Here is a 15,262-nt window from a genome sequence, read left to right as displayed (position 1 = left end):
AGCTCCATACTCAAGGCAGTGATGCCGCGCCGATGACCGCTTTCGCTGAGCTGGTCAATGCCGGAATCTCCCGCCCCGGCCGTTACCTCGGCAATGAACTGGGGGTGGAGCCAAGGGATTGGCAGGCGGCCTCGATCCGCTGGGCCCTCACCTACCCCGAGGTTTACGAGGTTGGCGCCAGCAATCTCGGCCACATCATTCTCTATTCGATCCTCAACGCCCAGCCGCGGCAGTTGTGCGATCGCGCTTACTTGCCGGCCACCGATCTCGCCGAGCGGCTGCGCAGCACGGGCTCGCCATTGTTTGCCGTTGAGAGCCGCCGGCCCCTCAACAGCTTCGACATCCTTGGCTTCAGCCTCAGCTACGAGCTCAGCGCTACCAACGTGCTGGAAATGCTCGATCTCATCGGGCTACCGATCTATGCCCGTGATCGCGGGGATGCGCCGCTTGGTTCCCCAGATGCACGGCCGTTGATCTTTGCCGGCGGGCAGACGGCCACCAGCAATCCGGAGCCCTATGCATCATTTTTCGATTTCATTGCCCTAGGCGATGGCGAAGAGCTATTGCCAGAGATTGGCTTGGTGTTGGAGGAGGCCAAGACCGCTGGCCTGCCGCGCTCAGAGCTACTGCGCGACCTGGCGGCGGTGCCCGGCGTCTACGTGCCGGCGTTGGGCCATCGCCGCGTTGTGCGCCGGGTGGCCACGCCCATGCCGCACTACGCCATGGGCTTGGTGCCCCATGTGGAGACGGTGCATGACCGGCTCACCGTGGAGATTCGTCGGGGCTGCACCCGCGGCTGCCGGTTCTGTCAGCCCGGCATGTTGACCCGCCCGGCTCGCGACGTGGATCCCGAAGAGGTGGTGGAAGCCGTTGAGACCGGCATGGTGCGCACCGGTTACAGCGACTTTTCATTGCTGTCGCTGAGTTGCAGCGACTACCTCGCGTTGCCCGCGGTTGGAGTGGAACTTCGCAACCGCCTGCAAGACCACAACGTCAGCCTCTCGCTGCCGAGTCAACGCATCGATCGCTTTGACAACAACATCGCCCACATCCTGGGTGGCACGCGCCAGGGCGGCCTCACGTTTGCGCCGGAAGCGGGCACCCAGCGCATGCGCGACATCGTCAACAAAGGGTTGACGGATCAGGAGCTCAGCGCGGGCATCGAGACGGCGATGCGCAATGGCTGGCGCAAGGTGAAGCTCTATTTCATGATCGGCCTGCCCGGTGAAACCGATGCCGATGTGCATGGCATCGCCGACACCGTTGAGCGGTTGCGCTTTGAAATGCGCGATATCGGCCGGCTGGAGCTGAATCTGACGATCAGCAACTTCACCCCCAAGCCCCACACGCCGTTTCAGTGGCACAGCGTCTCCACTGCAGAGTTCAAGCGGCGCCAGGGGATCTTGCGCCAGCGCTTTGCGGGCATGCGTTTTTTGAAGGTCAACTACACCGATGTGCGCCTCTCGGCGATGGAGGACTTCATTGGGCGTGGGGATCAGCGTCTCGCCCCGGTGATCGAAGCCGCTTGGCGCTCTGGCGCCGGCATGGATGCCTGGTTCGACAACATCGAGCGCACCCATGGCGCCTGGTGTGAGGCGATTGACGCAGCGGGCTTGGGCGGGCGTTATCGCGAGCTGGAACTCGGCAGTTGGGCTGAGCTGCAGGCCCTCACGCCTGAGCAACGCCGGCAGCGCTGCTCCGAACCCCTGCCCTGGGATCACATCGATTCCGGGGTGAGCAAGCAGTGGTTGCAGGAAGACCTTGAACGGGCCCTTGAGGCGGTGGTGGTTCCTGATTGCTCGTTCGATGGCTGCAGTCATTGCGGCGTGTGCGGAGACGGTCTGGGGCACAACGTGGTGGTGCCGCCGCCGCCGATCCCCGCCATTGATCCGCCGCGCAAGCCCCCCAGTGAGCAGGTGGGGCGTTTACGGGTTCGCTTTGCCAAAACCGGTGAGATGGCGCTGCTCAGCCATCTCGATTTGGTGCGGATGCTGGAGCGGGCGCTGCGCCGCAGTCAGCTGCCGGTGTCGTTCACCGGGGGGTTCCATCCGCTGCCCCGGCTGCAAGTGGCTCTGGCTTTGCCCCTGGGAGCTGAAGCCGATTCCGATTGGCTGGATTTGAGCTTCACCGAAGCGGTGCAGCCTGCGCAGTTGATGGATCGGTTGGCGCCCCTGCTGCCTGAGGGGTTTTCGCTGCTCGAGGCCCATGGGGTGCCGATGAAGTCGCCAGCCCTTTCGCAAATGCTGCATTCAGCCCATTGGCGCTTCTGTTTGCAGCCCAGTGGTGCTGATCCGTTGCCTGCTGAACGTCGCTGCCAAGAGGCGCTGGGCGAGTTGCTGGGTGCGGAGGCTCTTCTCTTGGAGGAGTTGGATCGTCAGGGTCGTCGCCGCCGCCGTGATTTGCGGCCGCTGCTGCTGGATTTGCATTGGCACCACTGGAGTCCCCAGCAGCTGGAGCTGGGATTGGAAACCCTGGTGCAGGCCAATGGCCGCAGTTTGAAACCCGATCAGTTGCGTCAGCTGCTTGGTCAACGCCTCGGCTGTGAGCTGCAGCAAACGCAGCTGCGGCGCGTGGCCTTGAAACTTGCGTGCTAATTTCAAAGCAAGGCGGTGGATCCGCCCGCGGGACGCGAGTCGTCCAAGGGCTTTGAACACTGTCCTTCCCCTGCGCCTGCAGCAGACCCAAGGGCTCTACAGCATGGTTTCCCCAGGGTGTGGCTTTCCACTGGAAGGCCAATGTCGTGATATCCCCGGGTGCATTCGTTGAAACGCCGCCTCAGCCCCCAACAGCTGATAGCTGCACAGCATTTTTGTTCCTTTCCCTGTCCTCTTCGGTGACCCCGTCAGGGGTGGCCTCAGCCCATGCCACAGCAGATCGTCATCGCTGAGCAGCTGCGCATTGCCGCAGTTCTCAACGACGAACGGGTTGATGAATTAATCGTTGCGCAAGGTCGTCACCAGATCGGTGATGTCTATCTGGGCACCGTTGAAAACGTCCTCCCAGGCATCGATGCCGCTTTCGTCAACATCGGCGAGAGCGAAAAAAACGGTTTCATTCACATCACCGACCTCGGTCCGTTGCGCCTGAAGAAAGGTGGCGCTGGGATCACCGAGCTGCTGGAACCGCGCCAGAAGGTGCTGGTTCAGGTGATGAAGGAGCCCACGGGCACCAAGGGCCCGCGGCTCACCGGCAACCTTTCGCTGCCAGGTCGTTTCCTGGTGCTGCAACCCCATGGCCAAGGGGTGAATGTGTCGCGGCGCATCGGTGCTGAAACCGAGCGCAACCGGCTGCGTGCTTTGGCCGTGTTGATCAAGCCCCCAGGCACGGGCCTACTGGTTCGCACCGAGGCCGATGGCGTCAGCGAAGAGCAGATCATTGATGATCTCGAATCCCTGCTGCGCCAGTGGGAAGCCATCCAACAGGCGGCTGAAACAGCCCATCCGCCGGTTCTGCTGAACCGCGACGAAGACTTCATCCATCGGGTCCTGCGTGACCTCTACAGCACTGATGTGCTGCGGGTTGTGGTGGATTCCGAGGACGCGGTGGCGCGCGTCAATCGCTTCCTGGGCCCCGATCAAGCCAACTTGATCGTTGAGCACCACGAGGATGCCAGCGAAATCCTTGAGCACTACAAGGTCAACGCGGCCATCCGCGATGCCCTCAAGCCTCGGGTGGATCTGCCCTCCGGCGGCTACGTGATCATCGAACCCACCGAGGCCCTCACGGTGGTGGATGTGAACTCCGGTTCCTTCACTCGCTCGGCTAATGCCCGCGAGACGGTGCTGTGGACCAATTGTGAAGCAGCCACCGAGATTGCCCGTCAGCTGAAGCTGCGCAACATCGGCGGCGTGGTGATAATCGACTTCATCGATATGGAGTCGCGCCGCGACCAGCTGATGTTGCTGGAGCATTTCACCCAGGCCATGCGGGATGACCAGGCCCGGCCACAGATCGCCCAGATCACTGAATTGGGCTTGGTGGAGCTCACCCGCAAGCGTCAGGGGCAAAACATCTATGAGCTGTTTGGGCGCGCCTGCCCCAGCTGCGGAGGCTTGGGTCATGTGGTGACCCTGCCTGGGAAAGACACCCTGCAGCCTTTGGCGTCCTTGCCCGGTTTGGTGCGTTCTGCCGCGTCAGCGCGAGCTGAGGTCTCCAGCCCCAGCAATGGCGACGGTGGCGGTGGCCGCCGCCGCCGCCGCGGGGGTGGACGGGCTGCCACCGAGCCGGTGGATCATGTGGATTCCGATCAGGACCTCAGTGGATCGGCCGCTCAGGCAGGCGCTGAACCGCGCCGCCAAGACCCCCAGGTGGTGGCTGTGCCGATGGATTCAAGCCAAGAGCTGGTCTTCGGTTGGCTCGGCCTTAATCCAGCGCTGCTGGCTGATCCCGCCCCAGACGATCTCGACAACGTCGTCTCCCGAGTTGTGCGTCCTGGCGATGACGCCGATGCGGTGCTGGAAGCCGCTAAGCAAGAGCTGGCCTCGAGTGGTGGACGCCGCCGCCGCCGTGGTGGCCGCGGCAATGGCAATGGCCAAGCGGCCGCTGCCGGAGAGACGAGTGAATCCATCCCCGTGGAGATCACACCGCTGCTAGATCCTGAACCCACCGCTTCTGAGCCGGCGTTGGTGGAGATTGCGCCGCTCGTCGTCAGCACCCCGCAGAGCGAGCCTGCCGAGGCTGCTGTCACCACGGACCCTGAGCCCACCGCTACTGAGCCCGCCGCGGCTGAGCCTGAGGCCGAATCAGAGGGAGAGGGCCGCCGCCGCCGCCGTCGCCGTTCGGCGGGGTGATTGTTGCTGGCGTCGATGAGGTGGGGCGGGGCTGCTTGTTTGGCCCTGTCTGGGCTGCTGCGGTGATTTTGAAAGCCGAGGCCTTTGACCGTTTACCGGCCCTCGGTGTCACCGACAGCAAGGCCCTCAGCGCCAAGCGACGGCAGGCGTTGTTGCCTGAGATTCACTCCCACTGCCTGAGTTATGGGCTGGGACAGGCCTCGGCGGCTTGCATTGATGCCGTGGGGATTCGTGCCGCCACCGAGCTGGCCATGTGCCGGGCCCTGCAGCGCCTGTGCCCCTCACCGGATCACGTGCTGGTGGATGGCTCGCTGCCCCTGCGGCCTTGGCCTGGTTCCCAGGAGACGGTGGTGGCCGGCGATAGCCATTGCTTAGCGATTGCCTGCGCCAGCATCCTGGCCAAAGAGGGCCGTGATGCGCTCCTGCAGCGACTCGATCAGCGCTGGCCTGGCTACGGGCTGGCCTCGCATAAGGGCTATGGCACCAAAGCGCACCGCACGGCGCTGCTGCAGTGGGGGCCCACCCCCTTGCACCGGCTTAGTTTTCTGGCGCCAGAACTGAAGGGCGGCTCACCTGCTGGCGCCAGCTCTGGAAATCTTGAATGAGCTGCTGGCCAACGCGGCCTTTGATGGTGAGCAGGATCCCGTTGAGCAGCGATTCCCCCGTGCTTTCCAGGAGGCGGGTTGGAATCAGGCGCAGCACGGCTGGCTGGGTCACTTGAACCCCCAATTTGGCCTCGCCCACCAGTCCATTGGCTGTGGCCTCTAGCCAGGAACTCAGCGAGAGCTTGAAATCGTCGTCAAGCCCGGGCACCCCATCGAGATTGCATTGCAGAGAGCGCATCTCCAGGCGGCTGGCCTGTTGCTCCACCTGAATTTCCACGGTGGGCATGATGCGCAACTGAAAGAGTTGCAAGGGGCTGACGCTGTAGCGGTAGCGCCCTTCTCCCAGCGGTTCCAGCTGTTCGGGGCTCAGCAATGCGCCCACCACACGCTGTTGTTCTTGCAAGTAAGCCGGCAGGTCGTCAGCGCCTTGCCGGACCGCCAGATTCAGGCTTTGCGTTGCACGGAAGGCCAGAACCATTCCCACTGACCTGGACGCGGTGGGATCCTATCGGTGTGTCCTGGTCCCGTCCCGCGATGTTGACTTCTATGGCCTTTTTAGGGCCGGCGGGTACCTACGGCGAACAGGCTTGCCGTCGCTTAGCAGCGCTGTGTGGTTCTCCAGAGGCTGAGCGCTGCCCGCAGGCCACGATTCGTGCGGTGGTGATGGCCCTGTTGGAGCAGCAGGTCGATGCCGCAGTGGTTCCGGTGGAGAACTCAGTTGAAGGCGGTGTGACGAGCTGTTCGGACTTGCTGTGGCAATCCGGCCAGCAGGGCCATGGTGCTCTGGTCATCGAGCATGCCTTGATCCTGCCGATTCGCCATGCCCTGCTGGCTGACGGCAGCCTCGAGCAGATCACCGAGGTGCTTTCCCATCCCCAAGCTTTGGCGCAGTGCAGCAGTTGGTTACAGCAGAACCTGCCCCAAGCCCTGCAGCTCCCCACCAGTTCCACCGCTGAAGCCGCCCGCTTGGTGCGGGGCTCGCGCTTCCGTGCTGCCGTGGCATCGCGGCAGGCGGGGCAAGAGCAGGGGGTCGCTGAATTGGCCTATCCCATCAACGATCAGCCGGGCAATTGCACCCGGTTTTTGCTGCTGCGGCGCGGCCCGCAGCCCAAGCCAGCCCAAGCCAGCCGCACCAGCCTGGCCTTTTCACTGCATGCCAACGCCCCTGGCGCGTTGTTGCAGGCCTTGGAGATATTTGCGGCCCGCGGTTTGAACATGAGCCGGATCGAATCACGCCCCTCCAAACGCGAGCTGGGCGAGTACGTGTTCTTTGTGGATCTCGAAGCAGCTGGTCCGCCTGTGGATGAAGTGTGCGCTGCGCTGCAACCATTGTGTGAACGGCTGAGCAGTTTTGGCTCCTATCCGATTACGGACGACACCGTTTCGCTCTAAAGAGGCCGAACTGCATCAGTCCGCAGCTGAAGGCCCATTGCATCAGCAGCAGGGTGGGCACTTCCCTGAGCCCTTTGAGCACAGCGCCCGGTCCAAGGCTGACCACCGCCATCGGACGGCGAATGCCCTCTTCGATGGAGGCCCACCAGGAGGGCAGGGTTTGGCGACTCCAATCCCCTGTTTGCAACTGCTCAAGGGGGACGCCGCTTTGTTCCAGATTGCGGCGGAAGGAGTTGATGCTGGAGAAGGCGGGGTGGGCCCATTGCACCCGTAGCTGCTCGAGAACCCAGTTTTCACCTTGGTTAAAGGGCCGCCCAACGTGATCGCGCTGGTTCCAATCAGCGGCGACCAGCTGCCCGCCAGGCTTGAGCACCCGCAGCAGTTCATTGGCAAAGCCCTGTTTGTCCGCGATGTGGGGAGCGCACTCCACGGTCCACACCACATCCATGCAGGCATCGGGTAAATCGAGCTTGAGGGCATCCATCACCGCAAAGCGGCAGGACAGATTGGGGTCTGTGAGCTGCCGGGCCCGCTCCACTTGTCCAGGGCTGATGCTGACGCCCAGCACATCAAAGCCATAGCGGCTGGCCAAGCGACGGCTGCTGCCGCCGATGCCGCAGCCCACATCCACCACTTTTGTGCCTGCGGGTAAACCTTCAAGGCCGCCCCATTGGGCCAGGGCATCCACGAAATCTTGCTTGGCAGCGCGAAAATCGCGCCCTTGCGGAGGATCTCCGTAGTAGCCGAGGTGGATATGCTCTCCCCAGAGGCGTTCCAGCAATTGATCTTGGGTCCAGTTGTCGTAGGCAGATGCCACGCTTTCGCTGCCGCGAAAGCGCCGAGGCAGCACATACCAAACCCCTAGTCCCACGCCCAGCAGGCCGGTGAGGAGCACCAGCCCTGTGAAAAGCAGGCTCATCCCTCCAGATCCTTGAAGGTGTCTTTGAGCACCGTGCGGGCAGCGAGTTGGCGGCGGGTGTGGTCCAACAGTTCAAATTCCAACTGCAGCCTCTCGCCAGTCGAGGTGAGTTCCAGCAGCTGCTGTTGATGGTCGGCGACAGCACCACCGAGATGGCCACCAACCCAGAAGGACAACTCCCTGGGTAGGTCGGGGAGGTCATCGGGGAGCACGGTCTTGTGACCCAGCAACTTGGCGGAAAGATCCACCACATCCTTTAAAGCCACTTGCACATCAGAGGCGAGCGGTTGGATGTCATCCACCGGAGGTTCGTCCTCCATCCAGCTCACCAACCCCACCATGAACGGGGCCTCTCTCACGATTTCCAATACGCGGAAGCGCTGCTGGCCCATGGTGACGATGTTGCTGCGGTCGTCGTCACTGGTTTCACATTTGAGCACCTCGGCGCAGCATCCGATCTGCGCCATTTGCTTGGATTCGGGATCCCAACGCACCACCCCAAAACGGCGGTCACTATCAAGCACCGTGCGCAACATCATGCGGTAACGGTGCTCAAAAATATGCAGTGGCAGCACTTCCTGGGGGAAGAGCACCACGTCTGGCAATGGGAAAAGAGGCAGCTCCCGTACGGCCAGCTCAGTCATGGCGTGGGGAGAACGGAAGCCATCCTAAGAAGCATTCAGGGCCATCGGGCCGGCTGAATCAGAGCTTCACTTCGATATCAACACCACTGGGAAGATCCAGCTTCATCAGGGCGTCGATGGTTTTCGACGAGGGGTTGAAGATGTCGATCAAGCGACGGTGGGTGCGGGTTTCGAAGTGCTCACGGGAATCCTTGTCGACGTGGGGCGAGCGCAGCACGCAATAGATCTTGCGCTTGGTGGGCAGAGGGATGGGGCCGATTGCAGTTGCAGCGGTGTGGTCGGCCGTTTCAATGATTTTGTCGCAGGACAGATCCAGCATGCGGCGGTCAAACGCCTTCAGGCGAATGCGGATCTTCTGCTGAGCAATAGCCGTGGACATGGTTCAGGAGCGTCGAAACGCTGAGGGGGATGGGTTGTCGAGGTGCAGCCGCTCTGGTGGCGGCAATGAAACAGGGGTTGAGCCCCCAGCCTGGAGAGGCTGAGGACCCAACCCAGTTTGATCACTCGATGATCTTGGTCACAACGCCGGCACCGATGGTGCGGCCGCCTTCGCGGATAGCGAAGCGCATGCCTTGCTCGATGGCGACGGGGCAGATCAGCTCACCGGTCATCTTGATGTTGTCACCAGGCATCACCATTTCCACGTTGCCGCCGTCGCGGTCGGTGAAAGCGGTGATTTGGCCGGTCACATCAGTTGTACGGATGTAGAACTGCGGGCGATAACCAGCGAAGAAGGGGGTGTGGCGGCCGCCTTCTTCCTTCTTGAGCACATACACCTCACCCTCGAACTTGGTGTGAGGAGTGATGGAGCCGGGCTTCACCAGCACCATGCCCCGCTCGATGTCTTCCTTCTGGATGCCGCGCAGCAGCAGACCAACGTTGTCGCCAGCCATGCCCTCATCGAGCAGCTTGCGGAACATTTCCACGCCGGTGACGGTGGACTTGCGGGTGTCCCTGATGCCGACGATCTCGATTTCTTCGCCGACTTTGACCATGCCGCGCTCAATACGGCCGGTGGCCACGGTGCCGCGGCCGGTGATGGAGAACACGTCCTCCACAGCCATCAGGAAGGGCTTGTCAACCTCGCGCTCGGGCTCGGGGATGTTGGCGTCAACCGCCGCCATCAGCTCATCGATCTTGGCTTCCCACTCGGCTTCGCCTTCGATGGCCTTGAGGCCAGAGACTTGGACAACAGGGATGTCATCACCGGGGAAGTCGTAGCTCGAGAGCAGCTCGCGGATTTCCATTTCCACCAGCTCGATGAGCTCTTCGTCGTCGACCATGTCGCACTTGTTGAGGGCCACCACCAGGGCGGGCACGCCCACCTGCTTGGCCAGCAGGATGTGTTCCTTGGTTTGGGCCATGGGGCCGTCAGTGGCGGCGCAAACCAGGATGGCGCCGTCCATCTGGGCAGCACCGGTGATCATGTTTTTTACGTAGTCCGCGTGGCCGGGGCAGTCCACGTGGGCGTAGTGACGAGTGTCGGTCTCGTACTCAACGTGAGCGGTGTTGATGGTGATGCCGCGCTCACGCTCCTCTGGAGCGCCGTCGATATCGGCATAGTTCTGAACTTGTGCCTGACCCTTCTTGGCCAGAACGTTGGTGATCGCGGCGGTCAGGGTTGTTTTGCCGTGGTCAACGTGGCCGATGGTGCCGATGTTGACGTGAGGTTTGTTCCTCTCAAACTTCTCGCGGGCCATTGTTAAGGAAGAATCGGGGGGTAAATGAAGAGGGGGGAAGGATCAGGAATTTCCCTGATTCTTGGAAATAATGGCTTCGGCCACGTTGCGAGGAACCTCCTCGTAACGGCTGAATTCCATTGAAAATATACCCCTCCCCTGGGTCATGGAGCGGAGCTGCGTGGCGTAGCCGAACATCTCGGCCAGAGGCACTTTTGCAGAGACCTTTGAGATGCCATCGTCGATGGACTGACCCTCGACTTGGCCTCTCCGGGAGGAGAGATCGCCGATGATGGAACCGAGGAAATCCTCGGGCACCTCGACTTCCACCTTCATCATCGGCTCAAGCAGTACGGGATTGCACTTCTTGACGCCGTCTTTGAAGGCCATGGAGCCGGCGATCTTGAACGCCATCTCCGAAGAGTCGACGTCGTGATAAGAACCGTCGACCATCGTGCATTTCACGTCGATCAACGGGAAACCGGCAATCACGCCGGATTCGCAGGTCTCCTTCATGCCCATTTCAGCGGGCTTGATGAATTCCTTGGGAACGGCGCCACCAACGATTTTGTTGATGAATTCGAAGCCGGTGCCTGGCTCACCAGGCTCCATTTCGATCACCACGTGGCCGTATTGGCCCTTACCACCGGTTTGGCGAGCGAACTTGCCTTCCCCTTTTGAGGAGGAGCGGATGGTTTCCCGATACGACACCTGCGGGGCGCCGATGTTGGCTTCCACCTTGAACTCCCGCAGCATGCGGTCCACCAGGATTTCCAGGTGAAGCTCGCCCATGCCGGCGATCACGGTCTGGCCGGTTTCCTCATCTGTGGAGACGCGGAAGGTGGGGTCTTCCTCGGATAGGGACGTCAGCGCTTTGGAGAGCTTCTCCATGTCGCCCTTGGTCTTGGGCTCCACCGCCACGGAGATCACCGGTTCGGGGATGAACAGGGTCTCTAGAACGATGCTGTTGTCGGGATCGCAGAGGGTGTCGCCGGTGGTGGTGTTCTTCAGGCCCAACACAGCGCCCAGGTCACCAGCACGTAGTTGGTCCACCTCTTCACGGTCATCAGCCTTGAGCACCACCAGACGGGAGATGCGCTCTTTGACGTCTTTGGTGGAGTTCATCACGTAGCTGCCCTTGGAGAGCACACCGGAATACATCCGCACGAAGGTGAGCTTTCCGTAGGGGTCAGCCATGACCTTGAAGGCCAAGGCGCTGAACGGTGCGTTGTCGTCGGAAGGACGAACGGCTTCGCTGCCATCGGCCAACACACCCTGGATCGGGGGCACATCGATGGGAGCGGGCAGGTAATCGACCACAGCGTCGAGCACCAGCTGCACACCTTTGTTCTTGAAAGCAGAACCGCAGAGCATTGGAACAAGGCCGTGCTTCAACACGCCGTCACGAATGCCTTTTTTGAGTTCAGCTTCTGTAAGTTCACCGGTTTCGAGGAACTTTTCAATCAGTTCTTCGTCGTTTTCGGCAACACTCTCCATGAGCTTTGCTCGCCATTCAGCTGCTTCGTCTGCCATGTCAGCAGGAATCTCAGCTTCTTCGATATCTGTGCCCAGATCGTTCTTATAGATGTAGGCCTTGTTGCCCACCAAATCGATAATTCCGCTCAGGTCACCTTCAGCACCAATCGGAAGCTGAATGGGGGCAGCTTTGGCTTTCAGGCGATCAACGATTTGTCCATAGACCTTGAGGAAGTCAGCCCCGGTTCGATCCATCTTGTTGACGAACACCATGCGGGGAACGCTGTAACGATCCGCCTGACGCCAAACAGTTTCCGACTGAGGTTGAACACCGCCCACGGCGCAGAAGACGGCAATCACGCCATCGAGCACACGCATGGAACGCTCCACCTCAATGGTGAAGTCCACGTGACCGGGGGTATCAATGATGTTGATGCGGTGGTCATTCCACGCAGTGGATATAGCCGCAGCAGTAATGGTGATGCCGCGCTCGCGCTCCTGGGCCATCCAGTCAGTCACGGCGGCGCCATCGTGCACCTCGCCAATCTTGTGCACCACGCCTGAATAAAACAGGATGCGTTCCGTGGTCGTGGTTTTGCCAGCGTCGATATGAGCGGCAATGCCGATATTCCTGACGCGATCGAGGGGGAAGTCGCGAGGCACGTGATGCTCCTAAGGGGAATGTTGCTAAAAAGCGGGCGCAACTCTACAGGCTGACCTCAGGCAGCCGTTGACCCGCAAAAGGGAGGTTTGGATTAGTAGCGGTAGTGGGCGAAAGCCTTGTTGGCTTCAGCCATCTTGTGGGTTTCTTCGCGCTTACGAACAGCGCTGCCTGCCTCGTTGGCAGCATCCATCAGTTCGCCAGCCAGTTTCTGGGCCATGCTGCGGCCGCCGCGGGAACGGGAGAAGTTCACCAGCCAGCGCAGGGCCATGGCGGTGCCTCGCTCCTGGCGCACTTCCATGGGCACCTGATAGGTGGCGCCACCCACCCGGCGGGCACGCACTTCCACCAGCGGGGTGGAATTGCGAACAGCGGTTTCAAACACTTCCAGGGGGTCAGCGCCGGTGCGCTCGCCAATCAGACCGAAGGCGTCAGACAAGATCCGCTGTGCCGTGGATTTTTTGCCGTGCTTCATCAGCCGGGCCACCATCATCGATGCCAGACGACTGTTGAACTGGGGGTCGGGCAGGATCGGACGCTTTACGGCGGCGTTACGGCGTGACATGGAGAGTGGGGATCAGCGGATGGGAGTAATGGAACGGAGTGGAGATCACTCTTTCGGCGCTTTGGCGCCGTACTTCGAGCGGCTCTGACGGCGGTCTTTCACGCCAGCTGTGTCGAGCGTGCCGCGAATGATGTGGTAGCGGACACCGGGCAGGTCCTTAACGCGACCACCGCGGATCAGCACCACGGAGTGCTCCTGCAGGTTGTGGCCAATGCCTGGGATGTAGGCGGTGACCTCGAAGCCAGAGGTGAGGCGCACACGAGCCACTTTCCGCAGAGCCGAGTTCGGCTTTTTGGGGGTGGAGGTGTACACGCGAGTGCAGACCCCTCGGCGCTCCGGGCAGGACCGCAGAGCAGGCGACTTGGTCTTGCGGGAGAGGGTCTGCCGCTCGGTACGGATCAGTTGCTGGATGGTGGGCATCTAAGACCGGGGGCGGGCCGCTGGGCCAACCGGATTCGACAATCGACCAGAGTACCTGAGCACTCGTCAGCTCTCCAAACGGCTGAACGCACTGCCGCAGGCGCAACTGCGGATCTCATCGCCGCCTCGCAGCAGGAACCCGCCGCCGCTGAGATCCCCCTGGTAGTCGAGCTGCATGTCTTTCAGCAGCGCCAGCTGCTCGCGCCGTCCATAGAGAGTGATGCCATCGGCTCGCGCCAGCGCCACACCAGAGCCCGTGCCACCGCGTAATTGCAGCGCCCAGGTTTCACAGCTGCCTTCCACCAAGTTGAGATAGGCCAAACCAGGCTGGCCAGCCCGCAGCGAAAGGCGGCAGAGCTCAGCTGCAGCGCGGGGAGTGATCAAAAAGCCGGCCTTGGGCTCCATGGGACTTAGCGATTGGGGCTGAGCACGATGCCCAAACCATTGTGAATGGCAGCGCCAAAGCCGCGTCCACTGGATTGCCCTCTATTTCTGACCATCAGGCGTGTTGAGCTGCCGCCATCGAGGTTGAGCGCTTGCTTGAGGCCAAGCTTTTGCATCAGTTCAGCGGTTTCACGCAGGGTGGGGCCGGCATTGCCTTGGCCTTCCACGGCGAGCAGCCAAATCAGCTCGCCATCACTGCCCACCACGCTGCGTGGTGCTTTTTGGCGCATAAAAGCAGAACTGAATCGTTCGGCTTTGCCATTGAGAACCACCTTCCCTTGGTTGAGCAGCAAGGGCCCCCCTTGGATCAAGTTGGGTAGCTCAGCAAAGGCTTTGGGCACCATCGACCGCTCCAGGCTGACGCCATCGCCTGCCTGGAGCGGCAAGGGGGCTTCGCCCCTTGCCACGACGAGGGTTTCGCCGCGCCGCAAACCAACTCCGCGGCTGAGTTCTGCGTGGTTAAAGCGGCGCGCCACTTGTTGGCCCTGCACCAACACCGCCTCTTCTCTCCCCGTAATCGCTTTGTAGCGGGGCCCCCAAAGACTGTTGTATTGGGCCACGCCCTTGCTGACCCAGCCGCTATTGATGGCGTTGAGCTCAATGCGCTTGCCGGCATCGCTTATCAAGGTTTCGTTGAGCCGAACCCGGCTGAAGCGGGGTAGTTCCTGCGGTGCCCAAGCGATGGCGCCGCGATCAAGGATGGGGCCCGAGAGCCAGTCGCCGTCATCGCGCAAGCCGCCAAGGGGCAGGGCCTGGATGCGGTTAAAAAATCCGCCGTTGATCGCTGCCACGGCGCCTTGGGAGCGGGCGAGTCCCAGCAGTGACCCCAGTCCGACCATGTTTTGACGACTCAGGGGCACCAAATTGAAGGTTTCGGCGGTGGGATCAAACCGCACAAAGCTCACTAAATAGTTTTGGCGGCGGATTCCCAAACGCCGCTGCTCCATCTGCAAGCCGCCACTACCAGCCGGCAGGAACGGTTGCGGCCGTTTGGCCATGGGTGCCAGCCCGTTGCTGCGCTCATCGAGCACCAGCCTGGCGGGCTTTCCGAGGCTGAATTGGCTCCAGCCTTCAATCGGCAACAGCACCCGCCTGCCATCAATGCCAGCCTCCAGGCCGCGCTCCCGTAGAGCGCGGGCAGCCGCACTGGGGTTGCTCAGCGGCAGTTGGAGTTGCCCATCGCTTCGAGGCAGCAGGGTTGGCCCACTGAGATCGAGGACCAGACGCTGGCTGCCATCACGGATCGATTCCCGCAGCTGCAGAAAACGCGGAGCCGGCAATTGCAGAGCCAGCTGTTCGTTGCCGTCGCTGCCTGGCTCTAGCTGCAGGCGTATGCCGCCACCGCGCAACAGGGCAGCCACCTCAATGGCCACCTCGTCGTCGAGGCTGATCTGCTCGTCAGGGCTGACGGTTTGCTCTTGACCAAACCAGCTCAGTTCGAGGGTGCCGCCGGCAATCCGCTTGGCTTCCACGCCGAGCTCGGCTTCGAGTAGGTCGAGCGGCAGCCACAACCGGCCTGGAGTGCCGGGTTCAAAGCGCCAGCGCACCGGCAGTGGCTGGCCATTGATTAAGAGTCGATCGCCCTCGCTGACTGGGTTTTCAACCAGTTGCAGCAGGGCAGGTGGGCTGGGTGGTGGGGGCGGACTGACTGGCAGCACCTCAAACGA

14 protein-coding genes are annotated in these 15,262 nt (G+C 61.7%); 4 read left to right on the top strand and 10 right to left on the bottom strand.

The genetic code is table 11. The features are described from left to right. Positions 1-32: 32 nt before the first annotated feature. The 3 genes from SynMINOS11_RS10950 to SynMINOS11_RS10940 all read left to right on the top strand — a co-directional run bounded on the left by SynMINOS11_RS10950 (position 33) and on the right by SynMINOS11_RS10940 (position 5,395). Positions 33-2,594, top strand: a complete 2,562-nt coding sequence (locus SynMINOS11_RS10950; protein WP_186548498.1) for a TIGR03936 family radical SAM-associated protein — start codon at positions 33-35, stop codon at positions 2,592-2,594. A gap of 267 nt (positions 2,595-2,861) precedes the next feature. Continuing rightward, positions 2,862-4,790: an Rne/Rng family ribonuclease gene (locus SynMINOS11_RS10945; RefSeq protein ID WP_011936591.1), complete on the top strand. Its 1,929-nt coding sequence runs from the start codon at positions 2,862-2,864 to the stop codon at positions 4,788-4,790. After that, positions 4,742-5,395: a ribonuclease HII gene (locus SynMINOS11_RS10940; protein ID WP_370586204.1), complete on the top strand. Its 654-nt coding sequence runs from the start codon at positions 4,742-4,744 to the stop codon at positions 5,393-5,395. The genes SynMINOS11_RS10945 and SynMINOS11_RS10940 overlap by 49 nt, the downstream gene beginning before the upstream one ends. On the opposite strand, the gene SynMINOS11_RS10935 is transcribed toward SynMINOS11_RS10940, so the two are convergent. Beyond that, positions 5,328-5,873 carry a DUF1997 domain-containing protein gene (locus SynMINOS11_RS10935; protein ID WP_043737372.1) on the bottom strand — a complete coding sequence of 182 codons (546 nt, stop codon included), beginning with the start codon at positions 5,871-5,873 and terminating at the stop codon, positions 5,328-5,330. The genes SynMINOS11_RS10940 and SynMINOS11_RS10935 overlap by 68 nt on opposite strands. 56 nt (positions 5,874-5,929) lie before the next feature. On the opposite strand from SynMINOS11_RS10935, the gene pheA reads away from it, so the two are divergent. Next, the gene (pheA, locus tag SynMINOS11_RS10930; RefSeq protein WP_186548494.1) at positions 5,930-6,787 is read left to right on the top strand and encodes a prephenate dehydratase; all 858 of its coding nucleotides are present in this window, start codon (positions 5,930-5,932) and stop codon (positions 6,785-6,787) included. Here pheA and SynMINOS11_RS10925 read toward each other — a convergent pair. From SynMINOS11_RS10925 to SynMINOS11_RS10885, 9 genes are all read right to left on the bottom strand, one after another. After that, a complete protein-coding gene (locus SynMINOS11_RS10925; protein ID WP_186548492.1) occupies positions 6,762-7,706 on the bottom strand; it encodes a methyltransferase domain-containing protein in 945 nt (314 codons plus the stop codon). The two genes, pheA and SynMINOS11_RS10925, sit on opposite strands and share 26 nt — an antisense overlap. Continuing rightward, positions 7,703-8,350, bottom strand: a complete 648-nt coding sequence (locus SynMINOS11_RS10920) for an LON peptidase substrate-binding domain-containing protein (RefSeq protein WP_186548490.1) — start codon at positions 8,348-8,350, stop codon at positions 7,703-7,705. Before SynMINOS11_RS10920 ends, SynMINOS11_RS10925 begins: the two co-directional genes overlap by 4 nt. A gap of 58 nt (positions 8,351-8,408) precedes the next feature. Further along, a complete protein-coding gene (gene rpsJ, locus SynMINOS11_RS10915) occupies positions 8,409-8,729 on the bottom strand; it encodes a 30S ribosomal protein S10 (protein WP_011936585.1) in 321 nt (106 codons plus the stop codon). 121 nt (positions 8,730-8,850) lie between these two features. After that, a complete protein-coding gene (gene tuf / locus SynMINOS11_RS10910; RefSeq protein ID WP_186548488.1) occupies positions 8,851-10,050 on the bottom strand; it encodes an elongation factor Tu in 1,200 nt (399 codons plus the stop codon). Between the two features lie 42 nt (positions 10,051-10,092). Then, positions 10,093-12,168: an elongation factor G gene (gene fusA, locus SynMINOS11_RS10905; RefSeq protein WP_186548486.1), complete on the bottom strand. Its 2,076-nt coding sequence runs from the start codon at positions 12,166-12,168 to the stop codon at positions 10,093-10,095. A 92-nt stretch (positions 12,169-12,260) separates the two neighbouring features. After that, a complete protein-coding gene (gene rpsG / locus SynMINOS11_RS10900) occupies positions 12,261-12,731 on the bottom strand; it encodes a 30S ribosomal protein S7 (RefSeq protein ID WP_011936582.1) in 471 nt (156 codons plus the stop codon). A gap of 45 nt (positions 12,732-12,776) precedes the next feature. Then, positions 12,777-13,151: a 30S ribosomal protein S12 gene (gene rpsL / locus SynMINOS11_RS10895; protein ID WP_011936581.1), complete on the bottom strand. Its 375-nt coding sequence runs from the start codon at positions 13,149-13,151 to the stop codon at positions 12,777-12,779. Positions 13,152-13,217: 66 nt separating this feature from the next. Beyond that, positions 13,218-13,556, bottom strand: a complete 339-nt coding sequence (locus SynMINOS11_RS10890) for an AIR synthase (RefSeq protein ID WP_011936580.1) — start codon at positions 13,554-13,556, stop codon at positions 13,218-13,220. A 5-nt stretch (positions 13,557-13,561) separates the two neighbouring features. Continuing rightward, positions 13,562-15,253, bottom strand: coding sequence for a phosphodiester glycosidase family protein (locus SynMINOS11_RS10885; protein WP_186548484.1), 1,692 nt, complete (start codon positions 15,251-15,253; stop codon positions 13,562-13,564). Positions 15,254-15,262: the final 9 nt, after the last annotated feature.

The sequence above is a fragment of the Synechococcus sp. Minos11 genome, assembly GCF_014279855.1.
Lineage (GTDB): Bacteria > Cyanobacteriota > Cyanobacteriia > PCC-6307 > Cyanobiaceae > RCC307.
This window is presented reverse-complemented; position numbering and strand designations above follow the sequence as displayed.